The 24,832-nt window shown below is 40.2% G+C and carries 22 protein-coding genes and 1 pseudogene; 13 read left to right on the forward strand and 10 right to left on the reverse strand.

All coding sequences use genetic code 11. The features are described from left to right. Positions 1-136: 136 nt before the first annotated feature. The 10 genes from hutC to murI all read left to right on the forward strand — a co-directional run bounded on the left by hutC (position 137) and on the right by murI (position 12,330). Complete coding sequence (gene hutC / locus HJG58_RS03660; protein WP_170247969.1) at positions 137-889, forward strand: histidine utilization repressor; 753 nt, start codon at positions 137-139, stop codon at positions 887-889. Then, positions 886-1,461: a HutD/Ves family protein gene (locus tag HJG58_RS03665; RefSeq protein WP_216076497.1), complete on the forward strand. Its 576-nt coding sequence runs from the start codon at positions 886-888 to the stop codon at positions 1,459-1,461. The genes hutC and HJG58_RS03665 overlap by 4 nt, the downstream gene beginning before the upstream one ends. Positions 1,462-1,722: 261 nt before the next feature. Next, positions 1,723-3,390, forward strand: coding sequence for a urocanate hydratase (gene hutU / locus HJG58_RS03670; protein WP_080947673.1), 1,668 nt, complete (start codon positions 1,723-1,725; stop codon positions 3,388-3,390). Positions 3,391-3,477: 87 nt separating this feature from the next. After that, a complete protein-coding gene (hutH, locus tag HJG58_RS03675) occupies positions 3,478-5,016 on the forward strand; it encodes a histidine ammonia-lyase (protein WP_170247970.1) in 1,539 nt (512 codons plus the stop codon). 64 nt (positions 5,017-5,080) lie between these two features. After that, complete coding sequence (locus tag HJG58_RS03680; protein WP_170247971.1) at positions 5,081-6,493, forward strand: amino acid permease; 1,413 nt, start codon at positions 5,081-5,083, stop codon at positions 6,491-6,493. 51 nt (positions 6,494-6,544) lie between these two features. Then, positions 6,545-7,750: an imidazolonepropionase gene (hutI, locus tag HJG58_RS03685; protein WP_170247972.1), complete on the forward strand. Its 1,206-nt coding sequence runs from the start codon at positions 6,545-6,547 to the stop codon at positions 7,748-7,750. An 11-nt stretch (positions 7,751-7,761) separates the two neighbouring features. Further along, positions 7,762-8,682, forward strand: coding sequence for a formimidoylglutamase (hutG, locus tag HJG58_RS03690; RefSeq protein ID WP_170247973.1), 921 nt, complete (start codon positions 7,762-7,764; stop codon positions 8,680-8,682). Between the two features lie 254 nt (positions 8,683-8,936). Then, positions 8,937-10,763 carry a DUF885 domain-containing protein gene (locus HJG58_RS03695; protein ID WP_170247974.1) on the forward strand — a complete coding sequence of 609 codons (1,827 nt, stop codon included), beginning with the start codon at positions 8,937-8,939 and terminating at the stop codon, positions 10,761-10,763. Positions 10,764-10,867: 104 nt separating this feature from the next. Further along, the gene (locus HJG58_RS03700; protein WP_170247975.1) at positions 10,868-11,506 is read left to right on the forward strand and encodes an HAD family hydrolase; all 639 of its coding nucleotides are present in this window, start codon (positions 10,868-10,870) and stop codon (positions 11,504-11,506) included. Between the two features lie 23 nt (positions 11,507-11,529). After that, a complete protein-coding gene (gene murI, locus HJG58_RS03705; protein ID WP_170247976.1) occupies positions 11,530-12,330 on the forward strand; it encodes a glutamate racemase in 801 nt (266 codons plus the stop codon). Here the strand turns inward: murI and HJG58_RS03710 are convergent. After that, the gene (locus tag HJG58_RS03710) at positions 12,317-12,940 is read right to left on the reverse strand and encodes a LysE family translocator (protein WP_005300472.1); all 624 of its coding nucleotides are present in this window, start codon (positions 12,938-12,940) and stop codon (positions 12,317-12,319) included. The genes murI and HJG58_RS03710 overlap by 14 nt on opposite strands. 900 nt (positions 12,941-13,840) lie before the next feature. On the opposite strand from HJG58_RS03710, the pseudogene HJG58_RS03715 reads away from it, so the two are divergent. Further along, positions 13,841-14,135: pseudogene (locus HJG58_RS03715) on the forward strand (hypothetical protein). 241 nt (positions 14,136-14,376) lie between these two features. On the opposite strand, the gene glmS reads toward HJG58_RS03715, so the two are convergent. The 8 genes from glmS to HJG58_RS03755 form a co-directional block, all read right to left on the reverse strand. Continuing rightward, a complete protein-coding gene (glmS, locus tag HJG58_RS03720) occupies positions 14,377-16,215 on the reverse strand; it encodes a glutamine--fructose-6-phosphate transaminase (isomerizing) (RefSeq protein WP_170247977.1) in 1,839 nt (612 codons plus the stop codon). A 12-nt stretch (positions 16,216-16,227) separates the two neighbouring features. Beyond that, complete coding sequence (glmU, locus tag HJG58_RS03725) at positions 16,228-17,592, reverse strand: bifunctional UDP-N-acetylglucosamine diphosphorylase/glucosamine-1-phosphate N-acetyltransferase GlmU (protein WP_170247978.1); 1,365 nt, start codon at positions 17,590-17,592, stop codon at positions 16,228-16,230. Positions 17,593-17,608: 16 nt separating this feature from the next. Continuing rightward, complete coding sequence (locus tag HJG58_RS03730; protein ID WP_016143831.1) at positions 17,609-18,124, reverse strand: phosphatidylglycerophosphatase A family protein; 516 nt, start codon at positions 18,122-18,124, stop codon at positions 17,609-17,611. Further along, a complete protein-coding gene (gene thiL, locus HJG58_RS03735) occupies positions 18,102-19,019 on the reverse strand; it encodes a thiamine-phosphate kinase (protein WP_170247979.1) in 918 nt (305 codons plus the stop codon). Before thiL ends, HJG58_RS03730 begins: the two co-directional genes overlap by 23 nt. A gap of 16 nt (positions 19,020-19,035) precedes the next feature. Next, entirely contained in the window at positions 19,036-19,485 is a 450-nt protein-coding gene (nusB, locus tag HJG58_RS03740) for a transcription antitermination factor NusB (protein WP_002119137.1), read from the reverse strand. A gap of 3 nt (positions 19,486-19,488) precedes the next feature. Beyond that, positions 19,489-19,959: a 6,7-dimethyl-8-ribityllumazine synthase gene (ribH, locus tag HJG58_RS03745; RefSeq protein WP_002119264.1), complete on the reverse strand. Its 471-nt coding sequence runs from the start codon at positions 19,957-19,959 to the stop codon at positions 19,489-19,491. A gap of 11 nt (positions 19,960-19,970) precedes the next feature. Beyond that, the gene (gene ribBA / locus HJG58_RS03750; protein ID WP_002119278.1) at positions 19,971-21,092 is read right to left on the reverse strand and encodes a bifunctional 3,4-dihydroxy-2-butanone-4-phosphate synthase/GTP cyclohydrolase II; all 1,122 of its coding nucleotides are present in this window, start codon (positions 21,090-21,092) and stop codon (positions 19,971-19,973) included. Positions 21,093-21,332: 240 nt separating this feature from the next. Then, positions 21,333-22,640 (reverse strand): hypothetical protein, encoded by a 1,308-nt coding sequence (locus HJG58_RS03755; RefSeq protein WP_170247980.1) that lies wholly within the window; start codon positions 22,638-22,640, stop codon positions 21,333-21,335. Positions 22,641-22,699: 59 nt separating this feature from the next. Here HJG58_RS03755 and serB point away from each other — a divergent pair, with 59 nt between their 5' ends. Further along, the gene (gene serB / locus HJG58_RS03760; RefSeq protein ID WP_046812091.1) at positions 22,700-23,923 is read left to right on the forward strand and encodes a phosphoserine phosphatase SerB; all 1,224 of its coding nucleotides are present in this window, start codon (positions 22,700-22,702) and stop codon (positions 23,921-23,923) included. Between the two features lie 23 nt (positions 23,924-23,946). Here serB and HJG58_RS19150 read toward each other — a convergent pair whose 3' ends face one another. Beyond that, a complete protein-coding gene (locus HJG58_RS19150) occupies positions 23,947-24,219 on the reverse strand; it encodes a hypothetical protein (RefSeq protein WP_309171223.1) in 273 nt (90 codons plus the stop codon). Between the two features lie 113 nt (positions 24,220-24,332). Here HJG58_RS19150 and aciT point away from each other — a divergent pair, with 113 nt between their 5' ends. Then, positions 24,333-24,668 carry a ciprofloxacin tolerance protein AciT gene (gene aciT / locus HJG58_RS03765; RefSeq protein ID WP_002119105.1) on the forward strand — a complete coding sequence of 112 codons (336 nt, stop codon included), beginning with the start codon at positions 24,333-24,335 and terminating at the stop codon, positions 24,666-24,668. Positions 24,669-24,832: the final 164 nt, after the last annotated feature.

Below are 24,832 nucleotides of genomic sequence, written 5' to 3' on the forward strand. Positions count from 1 at the left end.
TCTTATTGAGATATGTTTAATTTTTAAACTTTTTGAAATCTATTTAATTCATAAATTAACATGTTGTATGTGGTTGTATATACATAGCATGTCAACTAAAATACCTTTTTGCCTGCTGCCTTTTTGAGTATTTGTTATGCCCAGAACATCAAAACAAGAACATACTGAGCTTTCGATTGAAACTGATAGTCCAGTTCCTCTATACCAACGCGTAAAACAGCTGATTTCACAAAAGATTTATGAAGGTTCGTGGGCTGTAAATAAAAAAATTCCTTCGGAAAGTGAACTCGTTAATCAACTCGGCTGTAGTCGTATGACGGTAAACCGTGCGCTACGTGAGTTAACAACAGAAGGCTTACTTGTTCGAATTCAAGGCGTTGGTTCTTTTGTTGCTGAAGGGCAAGGCCGAACTGCACTTTTTCAGATTAACAATATTGCCGATGAGATTATTGCACGAAACCATAAGCACCATGCTGAAGTTTTAGTCTTAGAACAAATTTATGCAAATGCAGAGCAAAGCGTATTAATGCAGACTCGCGAAGGGCAAAGATTATTTCACTCGATTATTGTGCATTATGAAAATGATGTACCTGTTCAGGTCGAAGATCGTCTGGTTGATGCAGCATTGATTCCAGATTATTTAGAACAAGATTTTAAAACCATTACGCCTAATGCTTATCTCATGGCAAAAGCACCCGTGACGGAAGGTGAACACATTGTTGAGGCCGTTTTAGCATCTCCTCAAGAGTGTAAGTGGTTGAAGATTACTAAAGCTGAGCCATGCTTACTCATTCGTCGCCGTACATGGTCAAATAAACAACTCATTTCAAGTGCGCGTTTGATCTATCCGGGTAGTCGCTATTATCTCGAAGGGAAATTTAACCCATGATTGAATTGATCAGGGCCGATCAATATACAAAAATGCTTTGGAAAAATGGTGCGGGTTTTACTTTGGAAATTGCCAGAAGCCAAGGTGAAGCTGATTTCGATTGGCGTATTTCGATGGCAGATGTGACCACTTCCGGACCATTTTCACTATTTCCCAGTAAGCAGCGCATTATTAGCGTACTCGATGGGCAGGGTATGGTATTGCATGTCGATGATCTTCCTGTCAAAACGCTAAACCAAGGCGATATTTTTGCTTTTGACGGTGAAAGTCATGTCCAAAGTGAACTGGTTGACGGTGCAATTCGAGATTTAAATTTAATTTATGATCCTGCAAAGTTCCATGCCCGTTTTCAGCGGTTGAATGATGCGGCGGAGCAGACATTTATTAGCTCGGCAGACCTGATTTTTATTTTTAATCAGGGCGCTGAAACGGAAGTAAATGTTGATGATCATTCCTTTCAGATTGCTGCTACTGAGACTTTAAAAATTGAAAAAAATAGTGGGGTAACATCGGTTCATTTTACGCAAAATCAGCCAAACAGTTGTTATGTTATTGAGCTAATTCAACGTTAAAACTTAAGTGATTTGCTTCTTTGAAAGCACATGTCTAGTGAAAAGATATGTGCTTTTTTTCTGCTAGATACAAAAATAAATTAATTTAATTCATTAGCTTATTCAATTTTTTCAAAAAAATATGAGTCACCCTCTTCACGCCAAAAAATATTTGTGTAGTATATGGATGTATATACAAGTTAATACATTACTATACAAATGCAGAAACAAGTGATGTTCTGCTGATGTAAGCTCAAAGGAAGGAGTCCGCCTGTGACAACAATGACAACAAAATTTCGTGATGTAGAAATTCGTGCGCCACGCGGCACTGAATTGACGGCTAAAAGTTGGTTAACTGAAGCTCCATTACGTATGTTGATGAATAACCTTGATCCGGACGTTGCAGAAAACCCGAAAGAGTTGGTTGTATACGGTGGTATTGGCCGTGCAGCACGAAACTGGGAATGTTTCGACAAAATTGTAGATACTTTAAAAAATCTTGAAACTGATGAAACATTATTAGTTCAATCAGGTAAGCCAGTAGGCGTATTTAAAACTCATAAAGATGCTCCACGCGTTTTAATTGCAAACTCAAATCTTGTACCGCACTGGGCAAACTGGGAACACTTCAACGAGTTAGATGCAAAAGCACTGGCAATGTACGGTCAAATGACAGCAGGTTCGTGGATCTACATTGGTAGCCAAGGTATTGTACAAGGTACTTACGAAACATTCGTTGAAGCAGGTCGCCAACACTACAACGGTGACCTAAAAGGCCGTTGGGTTCTTACTGCTGGTTTAGGTGGTATGGGTGGTGCTCAGCCTTTAGCTGCAACACTTGCAGGTGCGTGTTCTTTAAACATTGAATGCCAACAAGCAAGTATCGATTTCCGTTTACGTACCCGTTATGTAGACGAACAAGCAACTGACTTAGACGATGCTTTAGCGCGTATTGACCGCTATACAAAAGAAGGTAAAGCAATTTCAATTGCGCTTCATGGTAACGCTGCTGAAATTTTACCTGAGCTTGTACGTCGTGGTGTACGTCCAGACATGGTGACTGACCAAACAAGTGCGCACGATCCCCTTAATGGCTACTTACCAGTAGGTTGGACTTGGGATGAATACCGTGCACGTGCGAAAACCGAACCAGAAGCTGTTGTAAAAGCTGCAAAACAGTCGATGGCGAAGCACGTACAAGCAATGCTTGATTTCCAAAAAATGGGTGTCCCAACATTTGACTATGGCAACAACATCCGTCAAATGGCGAAAGATGAAGGCGTAGCAAACGCTTTTGATTTCCCTGGCTTCGTACCTGCATACATCCGTCCATTGTTCTGCCGTGGTATTGGTCCATTCCGTTGGGCTGCGCTTTCTGGTGACCCAGAAGACATTTATAAAACAGATGCAAAAGTTAAAGAGTTAATTCCTGATGATGAACATTTACATCACTGGTTAGACATGGCACGTGAACGTATTAGCTTCCAAGGTTTACCAGCGCGTATTTGCTGGGTTGGTCTAGGCTTACGTGCAAAACTTGGTTTGGCATTTAACGAAATGGTTCGTAGCGGTGAATTATCAGCTCCAGTTGTGATTGGCCGTGACCATTTAGACTCAGGTTCGGTTGCGAGTCCAAACCGTGAAACCGAAGCAATGCAAGACGGATCAGACGCAGTATCAGACTGGCCCTTATTAAACGCGTTGCTCAATACAGCAGGCGGCGCAACTTGGGTGTCTTTACATCACGGTGGTGGTGTAGGTATGGGCTTCTCTCAACACTCAGGCGTTGTGATTGTGTGTGATGGTACAGATGAAGCTGCTGCACGTATTGCTCGCGTACTGACCAATGACCCTGCAACAGGTGTTATGCGTCATGCCGATGCAGGTTATGAGATTGCGATTAACTGTGCGAAAGAGCAAGGCCTACACTTGCCAATGATCACGCAATAAAAATACACGGAAGAACTGGCGGTGCTTTTTGCAATTGTGAAAAGCACCGTCTCAGCAGAATATAGTGCAAAAAATTAGGAAGCCAACATGGAATTACTGATCCAACCGGGAAAACTAACCTTAGCCGATTTACGTCAAGCTTACCTCAACCCAATTAAAGTTAAATTAGATGAAAGTGCTTCATCTGCAATCAATGCAAGTGTGGCTTGTGTAGAGCAGATTGTAAATGAAGGGCGTACAGCTTACGGCATTAATACTGGTTTTGGTTTACTTGCTTCGACCAAGATTGCTCCTGAAGATTTAGAAAAATTACAGCGTTCATTAGTTCTCTCGCATGCGGCAGGTGTAGGTGAAGCACTTGATGATGCAATGGTTCGTTTAATTATTCTATTGAAAGCAAATAGCTTGGCGCGTGGTTTCTCTGGTATTCGCCGTAAAGTCATTGATGCTTTGTTGGCTTTAATTAATGCTGAGGTTTATCCGCATATTCCTCTTAAAGGTTCAGTAGGTGCATCAGGTGACTTAGCACCACTTGCACATATGTCCCTAATTTTATTGGGTGAGAGTAAAGCGCGTTATAAAGGTGAATGGTTACCAGCAGTTGAAGCTTTAAAAGTTGCAGGTTTAGAACCGATTTCTTTAGCAGCTAAAGAAGGTTTAGCACTTTTAAATGGTACACAAGTTTCAACCGCTTATGCTTTACGCGGCTTATTTGAAGCGGAAGATTTATTTGCAGCTGCAACAGTTTGTGGTGGCTTAAGCGTTGAAGCAATGCTGGGTTCACGTGCACCATTCGATGCGCGTATTCATGAAGTACGTGGTCAACGTGGCCAAATTGATGTGGCTGCGGCTTATCGTGATCTATTAACAGACTCAAGTGAAATTGCACATTCGCACGAAGACTGTAGCAAAGTTCAAGACCCGTATTCATTACGTTGCCAACCACAGGTAATGGGTGCATGTTTAACCCAAATCCGTCAGGCTGCTGAAGTACTAGAAATTGAAGCAAATGCTGTATCTGATAACCCGCTTGTTTTTGCTGAACAAGGTGATGTGATTTCTGGTGGTAACTTCCATGCAGAACCTGTAGCAATGGCGGCCGACAACTTAGCATTGGCAATTGCAGAAATTGGTTCACTGTCTGAACGTCGTATTTCGATGATGATGGACCGTCACATGTCACAACTTCCACCGTTCTTAGTAGCAAATGGTGGTGTTAACTCAGGCTTTATGATTGCCCAAGTAACTGCTGCTGCTCTTGCAAGTGACAACAAAGCACTTGCACATCCGGCAAGTGTGGATAGCTTGCCAACTTCAGCGAATCAGGAAGACCATGTATCAATGGCTCCGAATGCTGGTAAACGTCTTTGGTATATGGCTGACAACGTCCGTGGCATTTTAGCTGTTGAATGGTTAGGCGCTTGTCAGGGTCTAGACTTCCGTGAAGGCTTAAAAAGCTCGCCTAAACTTGAACAAGCTCGTAAAATCTTGCGCGCTCAAGTGCCTTACTACAGTGAAGACCGTTTCTTTGCTCCTGATATTGAGCAGGCAAGTGAGTTACTCGCGAGTGGTTGCCTAAACGAGTTACTCATTCCAAAACTACTCCCTAGTTTATCTGAAGTGTGATTGAAAAAACGGTCACATGGAGTGGCCGAATCTAACTAAATATCCTCAAGGATTGGAGATTATAATGTCGCAAAGCTCCACACTACAGCGGGGGTTGAACACTCGCCACATTCGTTTCTTGGCATTAGGCTCAGCAATTGGAACTGGGCTTTTCTATGGTTCGGCAACTGCCATTAAAATGGCAGGGCCTTCAGTATTACTTGCGTATATCGTTGCAGGGATTGCAATTTATATCGTGATGCGTGCACTGGGTGAAATGGCTGTCCAAAACCCAGTTTCTGGCTCGTTTAGCCACTATGCTTCGCAGTACATTGGTCCTTTGGCAGGTTTTACCACAGGATGGACTTATGTTTTTGAGATGATCATTGTGGCTTTGGCCGATGTCACTGCTTTTGGTATTTATATGGGGTTCTGGTATCCCGATGTGCCACGGTGGATCTGGATTTTGTCTCTCATTATGTTCTTAGGTGCGATTAACCTGATTCATGTAAAAGTCTTTGGTGAGCTCGAATTTTGGCTGTCTATCATCAAAGTGAGTGCCATTGTTGCCATGATTTTAGGCGGAATAGGCTTAATGTTCTACGGCTTCCATGCTGACCATAGCAGCGTGGTACCGGGCATTCAAAACTTATGGATTTATGATGGCTTTATGCCACATGGTATTGCAGGTTTGATTGCTTGTTTATCTGTAGTTGTATTTGCTTTCGGTGGTATCGAAATTATTGGTATTACAGCAGGTGAATCACAAGATCCGAAAACCACTTTACCAAAAGCAATTAATGCTGTTCCAGTACGTATTTTACTTTTCTATGTACTGACCATTTTTGTACTGATGTCGATTTTCCCATGGAACCAGATCGGTAGCCAAGGTAGTCCTTTCGTACAGATTTTTGAGAACTTAGGCATTCAATCAGCAGCTACAATTCTAAATATTGTAGTCATTACCGCGGCAGTTTCAGCAATCAATAGTGATGTATTTGGTGCCGGTCGTATGCTTTATGGCATGGCGAATCGTGGTCAAGCACCTCGAATTTTCCAGAAATTATCACGTAATGGTGTGCCATGGATGACTGTAGTGGTTATGGCTGGCGTGCTATTAATTGGTGTAGTGCTGAACTACCTGATTCCTGAAAATGTATTCATGATCATTGCATCAATTGCAACATTTGCAACGGTTTGGGTGTGGCTCATGATCTTGCTTTCACAAGTTGCGATGCGCCGTAAATTATCTACTGCTGAAATTAAGGCATTGGATTTCCCAGTCATTGGTTGGCCATATGCTCCTGCTTTTGCAATTGGTTTTATGGCGTTCATTTTAGTCATGATGGGATATTTCCCAGACTCGCGTCCTGCAATTTATGTCGGAATCACATGGCTTGTTCTGTTAATGATTGCTTATCGTATTTGGGTAAAACCTCAGCAAGATTTGGGAAAGCAAAATAATTCAGTCCCGCATAATATCGAGATAGAAAGCTAACAAATGAACTGCCCAATGGTTTAACGATTGGGCAGTTTCGAGGATAGGCGAATGAAAAAACTTTGGCAAAACTGCCATATTGCGACCATGCAAAATGGGCAATATTCCTACATTGAAGATGCTGCAATCGTCACAGAAGGGCATCTGATTCACTGGATTGGAAAACAACAACAACTTCCTGCCGACACATATTCCGAAACAGTTGATTTAAAAGGAGCTTGGGTAACTCCAGGATTCATCGACTGTCATACACATAGTGTATTTGGTGGCAACCGTAGTGTTGAGTTCGAAAAGCGCTTACAAGGTGTGAGCTATGCTGAAATTGCAGCAAGCGGTGGTGGCATTGCCAGTACAGTACGTGCAACGCGTGAAGCCAGCGAAGAACAATTACTAAGCTCAGCCCTGAAACGTATTCGCTGTATGCAACAAGACGGCGTTACAACCATCGAGATCAAATCTGGCTACGGACTCAATTACGAAAATGAGCGCAAGATGCTGCGTGTGATCCGTCAAATTGGTGAAGCTTTACCAATGACGGTAAAAAGCACTTGCTTGGCTGCACATGCGTTACCGCCAGAGTACAAAGACCAAAGCGATGCTTATATCGAGCATATCTGTACAGAGATGTTGCCTAAACTGCATGCTGAAGGTTTAGTCGATGCAGTAGATGCATTCTGTGAGCATTTGGCATTTTCACCAGCTCAGGTTGAACGTGTTTTTAAAACAGCACAGTCTTTGAATCTACCGGTTAAGCTTCATGCTGAGCAGCTCTCATCGCTAGGTGGCTCAAGTTTGGCAGCACGTTATCATGCTTTGTCGGCTGACCATTTAGAGTACATGACCGAAGATGATGTTAAAGCCATGGCAGAGTCGGGCACGGTTGCGGTGTTATTACCGGGTGCCTTTTATTTATTGCGTGAAACACAATATCCACCGATTGAAAGTCTCATTAAACATGGCGTGCGTATTGCGCTGTCGAGTGATTTAAATCCGGGAACATCTCCAGCACTTTCTTTACGTTTAATGCTCAACATGGGCAGTACACTTTTTCGCTTAACGCCTGAGCAAGCATTAGCGGGTGTCACCATTCATGCTGCACAAGCGCTCGGTTTAGAGCAAACACACGGCAGTTTAGAGCAGGGTAAAGTCGCTGACTTTGTTGCTTGGGATATTGAGCATCCATCTGAAATAGTTTACTGGCTTGGCGGAGATTTGCCTAAGCGAGTAATTCAGCATGGACAAGAAGTTATTTTTTAAACGGTATCACCATGAATCACACATTTAAATGGCAAGGCCGCCATGATGGCGAAGGTGAAGCACACCAACGTATTCATCATATTATCAACAAGACCCAACATGCCGAATTTGCGCTGATTGGTTTTAGCTCTGATGAAGGCGTGAAACGTAATAAAGGTCGCGTCGGGGCTGCCGATGCGCCAGATGCAATCCGTAACCAGCTTGCCAATTTACCTATTCATCGTCCAGTCAGTATTGTCGATTTGGGTACAGTGACCTGCGAATATGACAATTTAGAGCAAGCCCAAACTGAGTTAGCTGAACAAGTCGCAAACAGCTTGCAAAATGGTTTAAAGCCGATTGTATTGGGCGGAGGACATGAAGTTGCATTTGGTAGCTTTAGTGGTCTGTTCCAATATATACAAGCCCACGCGCCAGATAAAAAAATAGGCATTATTAATTTCGATGCCCATTTCGATTTGCGTGAAGCAGAGCATGCTACCTCTGGAACACCTTTCTTACAGGCAGCTCGACTTTCAGAACAGCATCAAAAACAATTTAATTATTTATGTATTGGGGTCGCCAACCATGCCAATACTAAAATTTTATTTGATACAGCCGATGCTCTAAATTGTTCATATGTACGAGATCATGAGGTTAATATTTTTAACCTAAACAACGTGCTTGCAGCGGTTGATGCTTTTATTGAAAAAGTAGACTGTTTGTACGTTACGATTGATTTAGATGTCTTCGCGGCTGCGGTTGCACCGGGGGTCAGTGCGCCAGCTGTAAAAGGAATTGATTTAGCGACTTTTGAAGCGATTTTTAAGCATATTCAAGAGACTGGCAAAATTCAACTGTTAGATATTGCTGAGTGCAATCCAAAATTTGATTTGGACAATAGAACTGCAAAGTTGGCTGCCTATATTGTTTATCAATATTTGTTTTCTTGAGAAACAATTTTTAATGTAGAAATTCAAAAGTGCACTGAGATCGTTCATGTGCACTTTTTTTTAAGTTCTTGGTCTATTAAAGTCAGATGTGGAATATAGATAGCAACTATAAATAATATAATTAAAAAGAAAATTAATTTATAAAATCATTGAGTTAAAAAAATACTCGATTTTTACACCATTTTATATGCTGCTTGGCACGTAATTTGTTTTGTCTTTATTTTAACCTTTGTTAAATATTTCTGGATAATTAAATGAAAAACAGAACCTTACATTTTGCTTGTATCAGTGTTTTATTTTGGATGTCTCATTCTTCTAATGCTGCAACCCCCGAAATAAATACAAATACCATCGAAAAATCACAATCTAAACAAAACAGTAATGTCTCTGTTCGGGTGAAAGCTTTAAACCAGCTTTTACAAGAACAATGGGAATATACTTTGAAAAATAGTCCTGAAACTGCAACCGTTTTAGGAGATTTACGCTACAACAATCGATGGACCGAGCTTTCAAAAAATCAGATCGAGAAAGATAAAAAAAGCACTCAAGATTTTTTAAAACGTTTTGAAGCAATTGATAGCACAGGATTTTCAGCAACTGATCAATTAAATAAAGACTTAATGATTTATCAGTTGAAAGAAACACTTAAAAATTATGATTTGAAATTGTATGAGATGCCTTTTAATCAAATGTGGGGGCTACATTTACAATTTCCGGGATTTATTAGTTCGATTCCATTTGATAATGCTAAGCAATATCAAGACTATATTTCTCGTTTAAAACAAATTCCTCTTATTCTTGATCAAGGTATTCAGTTAGCGAAACAAGGACAAAAAGATGGTTTGATGCCACCCAAATATTTAATTGAAAAGGTGGCAAAGCAGATTAATAGCATTGCAACTCCCGCAGGGAAGGACAGTGTGTTTGCTTCTCCATTAAAGCAATTTCCAAAAAGCATTTCAAAAGCAGAACAAGAGCGTTTAAGCCGTGAAATACTACAGGCCATAGATCAAAATGTTCGACCTGCTTATCAAAAACTCGGGACGTTTATTCAGAAAGATTACTTACCCTATGGACGACAACACGAGGGTATATGGAGCTTGCCAAACGGTGACGAGCTCTATCGCTTTTATGTAGAAAACAATACGACAACTTCTGAAAGCCCTGAAAATATTCATCAGCTCGGGTTAAAAGAAGTTGCTCGCATAGAAGCGGAAATGTTGAAAATTGCCAAAGCGCAAGGTTTCAATGACTTAAAAAGTTTCCAACAATCATTAAAAACAAATCCAGCGGTTTTCCCAAAATCTCGTGAAGAAATTTTAGAAATTTATCGTGGGTATATTGCGCAAATGCAACCAGAGTTGCCGAAGCTGTTTGGTTTATTACCCAAAAATAAAGTCGAAGTTTTACCTGTAGAGCAATATCGAGAAAAAGAAGCGGCAGGTGCGGAGTATCACCAAGGCACACCTGATGGTTCACGTCCCGGACAGGTGTATGTAAATACTGGTGACTTCTCTGAACGTTCCAACATATCCATGGAAGCGACTGCTTACCATGAAGCAATTCCCGGCCACCATATGCAGATTGATATTGCCCAAAACCTGCCAAATTTGCCGATGTTCCGAAAGCAGCCGAATCACACCGCCTATATTGAAGGATGGGCACTTTACGCAGAGCAATTGGGCAAAGATGTGGGTTTCTATAAAGACCCGCTTTCAGACTATGGAAGACTATCGAGTGAGTTGTTCCGTGCTTGTCGTTTAGTGGTTGACACTGGCGTGCATTATAAAAAATGGACCCGTCAGCAAATGATTGATTTTATGCGAGAACATTCTGCGTTAGATGAACCAGATATTCAGGCAGAGGCAGACCGCTATATTGCTATTCCTGCCCAAGCATTAGCATATAAGATGGGACAACTAAAAATTTTAGAGCTAAGAGAGCTAGCCAAACAGGAGCTTGGAGACCGTTTTGACATCAAAGCATTCCATGACATGATTTTAAATGCAGGAACATTGCCTTTAAATATTCTGGATGCACGTATTAAAAATTGGATTAAGGAACAAAAAGCTGCAGCTTAAAACAAAATTCGAAATTTAGGTCAGGTCCTCGTTGGGCCTGATTTAAAAACTGATAGAAAACAGAATATAATTATAAAAAATATATTTTATTTCAGAACTTTAAAATGGAAAAATCTTTAAAAGAATACCAAGCTATTATTTTTGATATGGACGGTACTTTAGTCGACTCCTTTAGCTTCTTTTTAGGTGCTTTAAATCAGCTTGCCAAGAAGCATAAATTTAAATCTGTAGAGCTACATGAAGTAGAGCAGTACAAACATCTTTCACCAAAAGAAATTATGAAAGAGATGAAAGTCTCCAGATGGAAACTACCTTGGATAGCTAAGGATTTCATTCGCTTAATGAAAGAAAGAGATCAAGAAGTTAACATGTTTGAAGGAATGCGGGATCAGCTAATAGAACTCCACAATCGAGGCTATACGCTCGCAATTATTACTTCAAACTCTAAAGAAAACTGTCAAAGTCTTCTTGGTGCAGAGCTATGTGAGCTTTTTGCTCATATTGATGGTGGCTCGTCTATATTTGGTAAGGCAAAAAGAATTAGGCGTGTGCTCAACATTTTGGATGTAAGTAAAAACCAAGCAATTTATGTTGGCGACCAAACCACTGATGGCGAAGCTGCACATAAAGCAGGCATTGATTTTGCTGCGGTAGGTTGGGGTTATACATCGCCTGAAAAATTAAAAACCATTCAGCCCAAAGTCGTGCTAACAGACTTAGCAACCATGAAAGAATTTTTCTAAATATATGAAATGCAGGATAAACCATGAATAACAATAACAACCCGATTGGAATGATTGATTCTGGTTTAGGTGGGCTGTCTCTCTTTAAGCACATTCGGCAGGCACTTCCGAATGAAGACATTATCTATTTCGCTGATTCGAAATATGTCCCGTATGGAGACAAAGAAAGCGACTGGATTGTTTCACGAACCACTCACTTAATCTCAAATCTTATAAATGACGGGAAGTGCAAAGCGATTGTGGTTGCTTGTAACACCATGACGGCAGTAGCGATTGAAACGATTAGAGCACAAATTAGTGTTCCACTTATTGCAATAGAACCGGCCGTAAAACCCGCAGTGGCAATCACTCAAAGTAAACATATTGCGGTTTTGGCAACTGCAACGACGGTTAAGGGAAAAAATCTCAAGAATTTAATCGAAACTTACGCACAAAATATCAAAGTGTCTTTAATACCTTGTATTGGTTTGGCCGAAAAAATCGAAACGGGCAAAGCACATACCGCGGAAGTTAAGGATTATTTAGAAAATATTTTGGCGCCGTTAGTCGAGCAAAAAGTCGATACGATTATTTTAGGATGTACACACTATCCATTTGTCTTAGATACGATTCAGGAAATTGTAGGTCGTGATATACAAATTATTGAGCCTTCGGAAGCTGTAACAGCGCAATTAATTCGGCAGCTCAATCAATATCATTTAAGTTCTGAAAGTCCAAATGAGGGAAATCATATTATTTGGACCAGCTCAGATCCGTTGGAAGTTGCGGACGTGACTTTTTCTTTGTTAGGTAAACATTTACCCGTAGAAACTACTGGTTTTTAAAGCCAAGAAAAACGCCTAGCCCCATAAAAATGAGTCCACCCATAACTGACATAGATTTTTGGGGCTTCTTTGATTTAGTTAATTTTTGGCTAATGTAATTGGCTAAAAACACACAAACAATATCAGCAGAAACAAAGATTAGATTCACAATCAGCCCCAGAATGATGAATTGAGACCAAACTGGAAAATCTAATGAGGTATTAATAAATTGAGGTAAAAATGCGATATAAAAAATAGCGGTTTTAGGGTTTAAAACTTCGACCAGAATGCTCTGCTTTAAAGATAATTGACCATTTTCAACATTTTGTTGAACAGTAGGGGACGAGGTAGATCTAATTAATTTAATGCCTAACCAAACTAAATACAAAGCACCTAAAATCTTAATAATATCATAGAGTTTTGGAATAATTTGAAAGATAGTCGTTAAGCCTAAAGAGGCTGCAATGATATGAAAACAACCTCCTAAGAAAATTCCAAATGCTGCCATCAAACCAGATTTCCTACCGCGAGAAAGCGTCTGTGCAGCCGTATAAAGCATGGCTGGACCCGGAATATAAGCAAAAATAATTGTAGTAATTAAAAATGTAATGAAAAGCTCTAAAGAAATCATGTTTTACCTATCTTATTGTTACTATTTTTGAGTGAATTTTAAACAATTTAAAGTATATGAAATTTATAAGTATTTCAATTTTATAATCAGATTTATGGCTATAAAAACTCAAAATAACTTGATCTAACTTTTAGAGTCACTGTCAAAAAATCTCAATCACAAAACTCTAAGCTCAGAGTACCTAGATTAAGATATTTTTTATACTTAACTTTTCTCATCTTAGACGTATTTATATTAATTGTTAAATTAGAATTAATGATCAATCTATTTTATTAACCAAATATATATAACTCAAGTTTATATTTTAAATTTAATTAAAAGCCGTAAATATAATAAAGAAAATAATATTATTTAAATATGAATAAAATTATTATATTTAAAATTTTTCATTAAAATAAATTGACGTACTTTATTATACCGATTAATATCTCGTTGCTGGCCTACATTGCCAGCCGGTTTTGACAGACCGTACTTAGCAAATGGGTTATACTTACTCAGTATTTCCCATGTGGAAACCTTTGTGCCCCCTTTTTCTCTATGGTAGGGCGGAAGGGGGACGCGTTCGCGCGTGCTGGTCGCTAGGTCTAGTCTGTCAACCCTCTTTCGTCCTGCCACCCTAATCAATTGACGGTGATTTGGTGGTAGGACTCCATTTTTAAGGAGTTGGCCATGCCACTATTTAAACTCATTTTCTCTCTCAGTTAATAATTTTATTTATTTAAAATTGGGATTCTTACAACCTGATTTTTAAAATTTGTAAATTATTTTTATTTTAAAATTTTAATTATTTTATTTTCCTATATTTGTGGGAGGGTTGATTGTCATTTAAAAAATTATTTTAATATTAAGATTGATCATATTTTTATTTTATTTGAAGATATAAATAATCATGAGAATAATATGAAACTTCATAAATTTATATTAGTTTTAAACCTTGTGGTCGGTGCTTATAGTATTACAAATGATGAAGCCAATGCTCAGCAAGAATTTAAAAGAATTTGCTTGTCAGGTGAACACATGCAAGCCAGTTGTAATTGTGTTTGCCAACAGCTTGCGCAAGTGTATTCACCTCAAATCGTGCAACGTTTAAAACACACCAGTTTGCAAAGTCCTGATCTCCCACAGGACTTTGCCCCTAACTTGTTCAGCAGCATTCAACGCTGCGACAAAAATGAAATGGGCTAAGTTCGCTTAGCTCCTTTATCTCTGTGTCGCAATGATCTCTCAAACTTTAAATCAGCGCAAAAGTAAAAGTCCATTGTGACGCAGGGTCCTATAGGGGCTTTACTATCAAACTGGTTTTTCTTTCGTGAGAAAGCTTCTGTGTAGCGGTATGAAAGCAATAAAAAAGCCCGATAGGCAATTAATGCATGTCGGGCTTTCTAATCAACAGAAGCGATCTACACCTTTTATGGCATAGATAGCATGTCTGATTATTATTCTACAGTTACTGACTTCGCCAAGTTACGTGGCTGGTCAACGTCCGTACCACGTAATACAGCAACGTGATAAGACAACAACTGAACTGGCACGCTATAAACGATTGGAGCGAGCCATTCGTTTACTGCTGGAATATGCACAACGTGTTGACGGTCTTTTTCATTGATTCCGCTATTTTCATCAGCAAAAACAAATAACTCACCACCACGTGCCTGAACTTCTTCCATATTTGATTTTAGCTTATCAAGCATTTCATCATTTGGAGCAAGAATCACGATTGGCATTTCGCTATCAACAAGTGCCAATGGGCCGTGTTTTAACTCGCCCGCTGCATAGCCTTCTGCATGAATATATGAAATTTCTTTTAGCTTTAATGCGCCTTCCAATGCGATTGGATAATTCGTACCACGGCCTAAGAATAAGCAGTGATTTTTTTCAACGAATAATTCAGACAAACGCAAAATTTCTGGGTCATTTTTAAGCGTATCAAGAATAACTTTCGGGCTGTGCCATAACTCACGTGTAATCTCTTCAAGCAGAGCAGGGCTAATACGTTGTTTCACTTGACCAATTTTCAAGATTAACAACATAAGCGCAGCGAGCTGAGTCGTAAACGCTTTAGTTGATGCAACACCAATTTCAGGACCAGCAAGCGTCAATAAGTGATGATCGGTTTCACGAACCATTGAAGACGTAGCAACGTTACAGATAGTCAAAGTCTGAATATTGATATTGTTTGCTTTCGCACGCTTTTGAGTTTCACGTAGTGCAGCTAAAGTATCGGCAGTTTCACCTGACTGTGAAATACAAATATAAAGTGTATTTTCGACAATTACAGGAGTGCGATAGCGGAATTCACTTGCGATTTCAACTTGGCAAGGCACACCAATCAGTTGCTCAAACCAATATTTCGCAATCATTCCTGAGTGGTAACTTGTACCACAAGCAATGATTTGTACGCTTTGAATTTTGTTGAAATCTGCATCAGCATTTTTCAGGAAATCATCACGTAAGCTATTGCCATCAAGCGCTTGAGAAATCGTTTGCTTGATTGCTTCTGGTTGCTCATAAATTTCTTTGAGCATGTAGTGCTTGTATTCACCTTTTGATGCACTGCTTACGGTTGCATCAAGCTCTCGCACTGGACGCTCAACGCGCTCGCCATTTGCAAATACTTCAATTGAAGTACGTGTAAGACGTGCAATATCGCCTTCTTCTAGGTACATAAAGCGGTTAGTCACTGGTAAAAGTGCAAGTTGGTCTGAACTAATAAAGTTTTCACCAATACCTACACCAATGACTAAAGGTGAGCCTTCACGTACAGTAATCAGTTCATCTGGATAATCGCTGTGGATAATACCTAGCGCGTAAGCACCTTTAAGCTGAGGTACAACAGTTTCAACAGCTTCTAAAAGGCTATCTGTACTTTTTAATGCTTCAGCAACTAAGTGTGCAACAACTTCAGTATCTGTTTGAGAAGTAAAAACGTAACCTAAAGCTTGAAGGTCATCTTTTAATTCTTGGTAGTTTTCAATGATACCGTTATGTACAACAGCAACCTTACCAGACATATGCGGGTGAGCATTGTTTTCAGTTGGTTTACCGTGTGTTGCCCAACGGGTATGTGCAATCCCGATAGCCCCTGTAAGCTGGTGTTCAGCAACTGCATCGGCAAGATTGATTACTTTACCTACACGACGCTCACGTAAAATTTGTTGGTTATTCAGTAAAGCAACACCCGCAGAATCATAACCGCGGTATTCAAGACGTTTTAAACCTTCAATTAAAATCTCAGTTACACAACGTTCTGCAACGCCTCCGACGATACCACACATACTTCAATCCTCTTATTTCTTCAGCTTTTGGGGACGTTGATAATTTGCTTTTGAAATTTGTTGCGCACGTTCAAAGGAGAGACTTTGTTCGGCTACATCTTTCGTAATCACAGAACCCGCACCAACTGTTGCGCCATTCCCAATGGTTACCGGAGCAACCAGCGAGCTATTAGAACCGATAAAAACGGCATCGCCAATAGTGGTTTTGTGTTTATTTGCACCGTCGTAATTACAAGTAATCGTACCTGCCCCAATATTCGATTCAGCACCGATTTCTGCATCACCTAAGTAGGTGAAATGGTTGGCTTTACTACCCAATCCAATCGTTGTGTTTTTAACTTCAACAAAGTTGCCGATATGTACTTCATTTGCCAATTTAGCGCCTGGGCGTAAGCGTGCAAATGGTCCAATTTGAGCATTTTCACCAACTACTGCACCATCAAAAACGCTATAGGCTTGAACCTTAGTGCCTGCTGCAATTTTGGTATTCTTTAAAATACAACCAGCGCCGATTTCTACAAAATCGCCCAGTTCACAGTCACCTTCAATAATCACATTTACGTCAATACGAACGTCATGTCCAACTTTCACAGAACCGCGTAAGTCAAAGCGTGCAGGGTCTGCAAAAGTTACGCCTTGTTGCATAAGCTCTTTTGCTTGCTGTTGCTGGAACTCACGTTCAAGTGCAGCAAGTTGTAAGCGGTCATTGACGCCTTCAACTTCAAAAGCGAGTTCTGGTTGAATAGATGCGATTTCTAGACCATCTGCAACAGCCATTGCTACGATGTCAGTTAGATAATATTCGCCTTGCGCATTTTCATTTGAAAGTTTAGGCAACCACTCATGAAGTTTTGCATTGCTAACACAGTAGATGCCTGTATTGATTTCTTGAATCTGACGCTGAGCTTCTGTTGCATCTTTATGTTCAACAATCGCTTGAATCTTACCTTCTTGACGAACGATACGACCATAACCTGTTGGGTTGTCGACATGTAAAGTAATCATGCCAATGCCCGTTTTACTTGAAACTTCAACAAGTTGCTCTAGCGTTGTTTGACGTACTAAAGGTACATCACCATAAAGAATTAATGAAATACCGTCTTTAGGAAGTACGGGTAAGGTCATTTGTACCGCATGACCTGTACCTAGTTGTTCTGCTTGTTCAACCCACCCAATATTTTCTTGTGCAAAAGTTTGTTTGACGTGGTCACCACCATGTCCATAAATCGTAATAATATTTTCTGCGTGTATTTTTTTTGCTGTTTGAATGACATGTCCTAAAAGTGGGCGACCCGCTAAAGGTTGTAATACTTTAGGAAGCTGAGAACGCATACGCGTTCCTTTGCCTGCAGCAAGAATAATGACGGTAGTTGACATGAATAACTCTAATGATTTAACTCAAATGGATAATAATTAGTGTACAAAGAGCAGCCCATACACCGGCAATAATATCGTCAAGCATAATACCAAAACCACCATGCACTTGACGATCAATAACGCGTATAGGCCAAGGTTTCCAAACATCGAAAATCCGAAATAATATAAATCCCCCAATCACCCACATCCAATTCATTTGTTGTAAATAAAGCAGGGGAAGGAAGGTAATAGATTGTCCTGCAAATTCATCCCAAACAATTCGACCATCATCGTGTACATCAATAACTTTTGCAGTTTGACCACAAATATAAATTCCTACCAAGGACATGATAAGGATAGCGATTAAGCTTAAGTTAAAGCCAAGCGATAACCAGATTGGAACGAAAAGTAGGGCAAAGGCAGAGCCAAAAGTACCGGGAGCTTTAGGTGCGAGACCAGATCCGAAACCAACTCCACAGAAAACGATGCAGCGGTTGAACCAAGACATGTCCTTAAAATGAATCGGTGGCTTATGCAAAGTGTTGGTATCCATGAATTTGCAATGGGTAATCTGAACCCAAATGCTTAAAAGTTAGTTGTGTTTGCTCAACGATCTCTCCGATCATTGTAATCTTAATGTCTAGTTGTTTTTGCAAAAGTTTTTCATAATTTTGCGGTGTTATTGTAAAACATAACTCGTAATCATCACCACCAGCTAAAGCGTATTGCCAGCGCTGTTGTTCTGGTAGTGCTTGTAGTGTTGAATCAATCGGTAACTTTTCTAAAAGTAATCGGGCACCGACATTTGAAGCTTTTAAGATATGGCCTAAATCTTGGGCTAATCCATCAGAAATATCAATCATACTAGATGCTAATCCCTTCAGCTGTTGTCCAAGCTGACAACGTGGTGTCGGGTAGTCTAGTCTTTCTTGTAATGGATGACCTAGGTGCTGTAAACCATACGCGGCATCACCAACTTGACCGCTCACACAAACATAGTCACCGACTTTGGCACCTGAACGTAACACGGCTTGTCCGTTTTCAACCCAGCCCATGGCTGTGACAGTAATGGTGAGATGAGGGCCTTGGGTCGTGTCTCCACCAATCAGAGCAACCCCAAATTGATTACAGCAGTCATAAATTCCCTGACTGAATCCTTTAAGCCATTCATGATCAATTGTAGGTAGGCTGAGCGCCAGTAAAATACTATGCGGTTTTGCCCCCATTGCTGCAATATCTGAAAGATTAACAGCTACGCTTTTCCAGCCAATTGCATGGGCAGAGGTATCAAGAGGAAAATGACGTCCAGCAACTAGCGTATCTGCACAGATCACCAATTGTTGGTTTACGGGAGGGGTAATTAAGGCTGAGTCATCTCCAATACCCAAGGTGACATCTGTGTAAGATTGTCTGTTAAAGTATTGGTCAATAATAGAAAACTCAGCCATATCAACTTCAAACCTATTAGTTTGCTTGTTGTTTTTCAGCACTACGTAGTGTTGAACTTAAACGATCTAGAACGCCATTAATGTATTTATGGCTATCTGCTCCACCAAAGTGTTTAGCGAGTTCAATAGCTTCATCTAGAACTACTCGGTAAGGTACTTCTAAATGATCACGTAATTCGTAAGCACCCAAGCGTAATGTTGCTAGCTCTACACCATCAAGTGCACTAAGTTCACGGTCAAGGACCGGAATAAGTAATGCATCAAGATCTTCGTGCTGTGCAATCACTTGTGTTAGCAGTTCGTGATAGTAGTTTAAGTCTACCTTGTGCATTGCATTTTCAGCACGGGTGCGTGCTTCGATTTCATGTACAGGGTTGTGACTCATTTGCCACTCATAAATACCTTGTACAGCAAAACGACGTGCTTTACGTTTTGCTGCATAAGCGGCTTGCAGTGTTTGAGACATGCTTTAAATTGCCTTTAATAAATTAACCATTTCAATTGCAGTTAAAGCAGCTTCGCTACCTTTGTTTCCTGCTTTTGTACCTGAACGTTCGATGGCTTGCTCGATGCTATCAGTAGTTAATACACCATTGATGACAGGCAAGCTGCTTTCTAACGCGACTACACCTAAACCTTTTGCACATTCACCTGCAACGAAGTCAAAGTGTGGTGTGCTACCACGAATAACTGCGCCAAGTGCGATGATTGCATCAAACTGGTTTGATGTAGCTAATTTTTTAGCAACAATCGGGAGTTCCCATGCGCCAGGAGCGTGAATAACAGTAATGTTATCTTCATTTACACCATGGCGTTTTAATGTGTCGATTGCACCATCCAATAAGTGTTCAACAACAAAGCTGTTGAAACGACCCACTAAAATCGCATAACGACCTTCGCTTGCGAGATGTAATAAACCTTCAATACGGCGAATTGCCATAGCAACCTCGATTATTTCGTTGTGATTTGATCAGCAGTGACATATTCCACTACTTCTAAATTAAAGCCAGATAAGGCATTGAAACGTAATGGTGAGCTGAGAAGCTTCATTTTTTCAACACCTAAATCACGCAAAATTTGAGCACCGACACCAATGGTTTGATATTGATGTGAAAGTGCTGCATTGGATTTCACCGGTTTTGGCTTATTTAAATCATCCAACGCTGGTCCCAAGTCTTGCAAATGATCTTGTCCGATCCAGACTAAAACACCGCGATCACTCGCTGCAATCGTCTGTAGGGCACGGTCTAAGTTCCACGCAGGTTCACCATCAGCTTTATTGAGCTTAAGCAAATCGCGAATTGGACTAAAACCATGCACACGTACTGTTGTAACACCTTCTTTTGGCTCGCCTTTAACTAAAGCCAAATGAATGTCCGGGTTACCAATCTCACGATAACGATAAAGTTCAAATGAACCATATTCTGTTTGAATGGTTTTTTGATCCAGACGTTCAACCGTTTGCTCATTGGTCATGCGGTAGTGAATCAAGTCCGCAATTGTACCAATTTTTAAGCCATGCTTCTCGGCAAAAATTTCTAAATCTGCACGGCGTGCCATTGTGCCATCTTCATTAATGATTTCACAAATAACAGAAGCTGGTTCAAGACCTGCTAAACGGGCTAAATCACAACCTGCTTCGGTATGGCCTGCACGATGTAAAACACCGCCTGGTTGTGCCATTAACGGGAAAATATGACCCGGCTGTACGATATCAGTTGGTTTTGCATGCGCTGCGACAGCAGCTTGAATTGTATGTGCACGCTCTGCTGCTGAAATACCCGTGGTAATACCTTCAGCGGCTTCAATTGATAAGGTAAAGTTTGTACTGTGCTGAGCACCGTTTTGGTCAACCATCAACGGAAGGTTTAACTGTTTACAGCGCTCACGGCTTAGCGTTAGGCAAACTAGACCACGTGCATGGGTAATCATGAAGTTAATATCTTCAGGACGAACATGCGTTGCTGCAATGACAAGATCACCTTCATTTTCGCGATCTTCGTCATCCATCAAGATAACCATTTTGCCTGCACGAATATCGGCGACAAGATCTTCAACACGACTCAGCGGCATTCGCTTTCACCTTTTTTTGTCGTAAGACAATTTCTATTTAATAAATTTTGCATAGTTTACGCTGTTTAGAGAATTTTGCCTATGATTCTGATTTATCCAAATTTGTGACATCTAAGAATAGATCGAGATTTATTTATACAAATAAATCATAAGAAAATGGAGTGGTTTTAAATAAAAGCCATGAATTTAAATAAAAAAAACCTAGCCAAAAGGCTAGGTTCTGATGCGCGTAGTTACTTTTTATGAAGCTGCACTACTTGGACTATCATTTTGTGGGATTGATTTTTTCCCCATTAAAATTTCAGTCCGGATATTTTGAGCAAGTTCAGCACATTCTGCATTCATACCATTGATCATAAATGCATGACGTGTCATCACATTGCTTGGGTTTGGCATTGCAACAAGTTGGTAGCTGTCTTGAATTGCTTTGAGCTGTTCATTTTCGAGATATAAAGCTGACTCTTTAGCGTGAAGATGCTGTGCTAAACGTTGAGCAGCTTCTTTTGCATCGATTTGCATAGCTTCTACAGCATTACATGTTGCACTACGAGTTTGCAGCGCAAAACGTTTATCTTCACGGTAACGTTTATATAAAACATCTGAAAGTAATTGGAATACGGTTCCAATCATAAGCAGACATTCTACGGCATGCGTATGAGAGGTTGAAATCGCAAGTGTCGCGCCTTCGGCATTAAACTCATCTACTACTTCAATATCTGTGAGCTTCAATTGGTAATGCTTAACGCATAACTCAATACTCTTGTTTAAAAAGAGCTGGCAGAGTTTGAAATAAGGAATAGATACCGATTGGTTAACACTGCTTAATAACTGTTTAGGGTCATAAAACTGAATATTGAGTGCCAACGTATGTTGATCAGCTGAATCTGAAGCTTTCTCGGTTTGTTGGCGAACTGCTGGTTTCGCTTTCGCTTGTTGCTGAGCTTGTGCAACCAAAGTTACCGTATTTTGTTTTTCTAGAGCCAATGCTTGAGTTAACTGCTGAATTTCATGCTTCAAGCGGTTTTCTTCATTAATGCGTGCCAAATATTCGGTACGGGTTGGACGAGCAATCGCGCGATAGGCAAGCCACAATAAAACATGCAAAAACAGAGAAGCTAAAATTGCAAGCCATTGAGTACGAAGAATTTCTCCAATACTTGGCTGAATCAACGTAACTTCGATAGATCCGACTTTCTTTTCATTTTGAAGGGCATCACGAGCAAAAATTTCGCCTTGGCGGGTTTTTGAAATTCCGCTTGTTGCTAGAACCTGTTTGTTTGCATCAAGAATGCGAATAGACGCAACACTTGGATTGGTCGCATAGCGATTGGCAATCAGAGCTAAAGACACCGTATTAGCAGGTTCAAGCTCAGATAAGCTGTCTGCAACGAGCTGACTGGTCATGAGCTGACCTTGACTCGCACGGTTTTCATTAAGCTGGTGTGTCGTTGCAATGACCAATAAAAAGGTATGCAATGCAAAACTAACGATCAGTAGGCTAGCAAATAGCCCTTGTCTAGGCGCAATCAAGTTAAACTTCCAAGGCAATTATATTGAAATTCGATTATGATTCTTACAATAGTTGTCACTCAGACTAGAGTCAATTCATGCGAGAAATCATTCTTATATCCTTTTTAGGACCGGACCAACCAAACCAGTTTACCCGATTAATGCAAGTACTATCCGTACATTCATTGCAAATACTGGATGTAGGTCAGGCTGTTATTCATAATCAACTTACATTAGGCATTGTGGTCGCTTCTGATAATGAAACTGCGACCGCTTTGGCAATGAAAGAGATTTTGATTTTAGCACATGATATTGGCTTAACAGTGCGCTTTAAACCAATCACGGGCGCAGAATACGATCAATGGGTAAGTGAAGGTGGTCGGACTCGTTATATCGTCACGGCTTTAGCCCCAGAACTCACTGCGGCACACTTACAAGCAGTTACAAAAATTGTGTCTAGCCAAGGCTTTAACATCGAAACAGTAACGCGTTTATCAGGTCGTGTAGACTTCGAAAGAGATAATAAATTTCCACGTCGTGCCTGCGTACAGTTTGGTCTAAGTAGCGGCCCAACTTTAGATGCACAAGCCATGCGTGCTGCATGTTTACTTCTTTCAAGCGAATTAAATATCGATGTTGCTGTTCAAGAAGACAATGCTTATCGCCGTAACCGCCGTTTGGTGTGTTTCGATATGGACTCAACATTAATTGAACAAGAAGTGATTGATGAGTTGGCGATTGAAGCAGGGGTAGGTGCACAAGTAGCTGAAATTACTGAAAGAGCGATGCAAGGTGAGCTTGATTTTCAGCAAAGTTTCCGTGCGCGCGTTGCATTATTGAAAGGACTTGATGCTGCTGTTTTACCTAAAATTGCAGAGCGTTTAACCATTACCGAAGGTGCAGAACGTCTTATCTCGACCTTAAAGGCACTTGGTTATAAAACGGCAATTTTATCTGGTGGATTCCAGTATTTTGCTGAATATTTACAAGGCAAACTCGGTATTGATGAAGTCCACGCTAATATCTTGGATGTGCAAGACGGCTTCGTAACAGGTGAAGTGAAAGGCGCAATTGTAGATGGCGCCCGTAAAGCTGAGCTATTACGCGAGCTTGCGAATAAGATGGGGATTTCTCTAGAGCAAGCGATGGCAGTAGGCGATGGTGCAAACGATTTACCAATGCTTGCGATTGCAGGCTTAGGCGTTGCCTATCGTGCAAAACCATTAGTACGCCAAAATGCAAATCAAGCGATTTCAAGTGTTGGTTTAGATGGTGTGCTGTATTTACTCGGTATGCATGATAAAGATTTAAATCGTGCTTAACCTACATGGATAAGCTTTAAGCGCTACTTCAGAGTAGCGCTTTTTTTATGCAGAATAGTCATAAAAACAAGCAAGTTATGACAAAATTTTGCACAGAAAAAAGGCAATAAAAAAATCTGAAAAAAACTTATTTGGGGCCTTAAAAACAGCATATTTTTTTGTAATGACACGCCAGAATTGATGCTATATAGGGAATCGAACTTTTTGAATTTTACAAAAATGTAATGACAAAAGAATGTTGCGACAAAGTATGTCGCATTGAGAAAAAACGGGTCTTTTTTTCTAAAAAAAAACATCCATAATGCATCGTAAGCTTCAACACAAATCATGAATTAAAGTTGTTTTTGGAATGAGGTCGGGTATTTAAGACCGAATGTTTTTAGACGTTTTCATTAAGACGGAGGTTTCTATGGTAACAGCGAATTTTGCCGCTATCGCCGGATTCAGCTTAATTGCTGTCGCGCTTGTTGCTGTTTTCTTTTCTCCTTACCGTCGTTGGCTTGGTTTTATGCTTGCAGGGATGTTCTTTTGGGGGCTATTGGAAGTGGTCCGTTTTGGAGTTCAAGTCACTTTTGAAATGCCAGTCACATATAGTTATTTAACTGCACTAAGTCTAGCGATGGTAATGGTTACATTTATTCTGTTACGTGAGGATAAACAAGCACAAAAGGCATTGGCAAATCGCCAATATATAGAACACACGCCAGTATATGAAGATGATCAGCAGCAATGTTCTAGCCGATAATTAAATTGTTATCTAACGGTAAAAAGGTATGCACAGCATGCCTTTTTCATTTACGAAACGTGATTTTTATTATACAAAGCATTTATTAAAAAATAGCCAGTTATGCTACGATAGATGCGTCTGTTGACGTTTCATCTAGATTGCGTTGCCAGCTAAAAAATTAT

It is taken from the genome of Acinetobacter geminorum (assembly GCF_013009345.1).
Taxonomy (GTDB): domain Bacteria; phylum Pseudomonadota; class Gammaproteobacteria; order Pseudomonadales; family Moraxellaceae; genus Acinetobacter; species Acinetobacter geminorum.

What these genes read in the sequence shown, in the direction of transcription:
- hutG (WP_170247973.1), top strand. Translation starts at nt 7,762, where the DNA reads ATGAATCACACATTTAAATGGCAAGGCCGCCATGATGGCGAAGGTGAA.
- aciT (WP_002119105.1), top strand. Translation starts at nt 24,333, where the DNA reads ATGGTAACAGCGAATTTTGCCGCTATCGCCGGATTCAGCTTAATTGCT.
- hutC (WP_170247969.1), top strand. Translation starts at nt 137, where the DNA reads ATGCCCAGAACATCAAAACAAGAACATACTGAGCTTTCGATTGAAACT.
- nusB (WP_002119137.1), bottom strand. Translation starts at nt 19,485, where the DNA reads ATGTCTCAAACACTGCAAGCCGCTTATGCAGCAAAACGTAAAGCACGT.
- thiL (WP_170247979.1), bottom strand. Translation starts at nt 19,019, where the DNA reads ATGGCTGAGTTTTCTATTATTGACCAATACTTTAACAGACAATCTTAC.
- hutU (WP_080947673.1), top strand. Translation starts at nt 1,723, where the DNA reads ATGACAACAAAATTTCGTGATGTAGAAATTCGTGCGCCACGCGGCACT.
- HJG58_RS03730 (WP_016143831.1), bottom strand. Translation starts at nt 18,124, where the DNA reads ATGGATACCAACACTTTGCATAAGCCACCGATTCATTTTAAGGACATG.
- serB (WP_046812091.1), top strand. Translation starts at nt 22,700, where the DNA reads ATGCGAGAAATCATTCTTATATCCTTTTTAGGACCGGACCAACCAAAC.
- ribH (WP_002119264.1), bottom strand. Translation starts at nt 19,959, where the DNA reads ATGGCAATTCGCCGTATTGAAGGTTTATTACATCTCGCAAGCGAAGGT.
- glmS (WP_170247977.1), bottom strand. Translation starts at nt 16,215, where the DNA reads ATGTGTGGTATCGTCGGAGGCGTTGCAGAACGTTGTGTAACTGAGATT.
- HJG58_RS03710 (WP_005300472.1), bottom strand. Translation starts at nt 12,940, where the DNA reads ATGATTTCTTTAGAGCTTTTCATTACATTTTTAATTACTACAATTATT.
- murI (WP_170247976.1), top strand. Translation starts at nt 11,530, where the DNA reads ATGAATAACAATAACAACCCGATTGGAATGATTGATTCTGGTTTAGGT.
- HJG58_RS03680 (WP_170247971.1), top strand. Translation starts at nt 5,081, where the DNA reads ATGTCGCAAAGCTCCACACTACAGCGGGGGTTGAACACTCGCCACATT.
- HJG58_RS03665 (WP_216076497.1), top strand. Translation starts at nt 886, where the DNA reads ATGATTGAATTGATCAGGGCCGATCAATATACAAAAATGCTTTGGAAA.
- glmU (WP_170247978.1), bottom strand. Translation starts at nt 17,592, where the DNA reads ATGTCAACTACCGTCATTATTCTTGCTGCAGGCAAAGGAACGCGTATG.
- HJG58_RS03695 (WP_170247974.1), top strand. Translation starts at nt 8,937, where the DNA reads ATGAAAAACAGAACCTTACATTTTGCTTGTATCAGTGTTTTATTTTGG.
- ribBA (WP_002119278.1), bottom strand. Translation starts at nt 21,092, where the DNA reads ATGCCGCTGAGTCGTGTTGAAGATCTTGTCGCCGATATTCGTGCAGGC.
- HJG58_RS19150 (WP_309171223.1), bottom strand. Translation starts at nt 24,219, where the DNA reads ATGTTTTTTTTTAGAAAAAAAGACCCGTTTTTTCTCAATGCGACATAC.
- HJG58_RS03700 (WP_170247975.1), top strand. Translation starts at nt 10,868, where the DNA reads ATGGAAAAATCTTTAAAAGAATACCAAGCTATTATTTTTGATATGGAC.
- hutH (WP_170247970.1), top strand. Translation starts at nt 3,478, where the DNA reads ATGGAATTACTGATCCAACCGGGAAAACTAACCTTAGCCGATTTACGT.
- hutI (WP_170247972.1), top strand. Translation starts at nt 6,545, where the DNA reads ATGAAAAAACTTTGGCAAAACTGCCATATTGCGACCATGCAAAATGGG.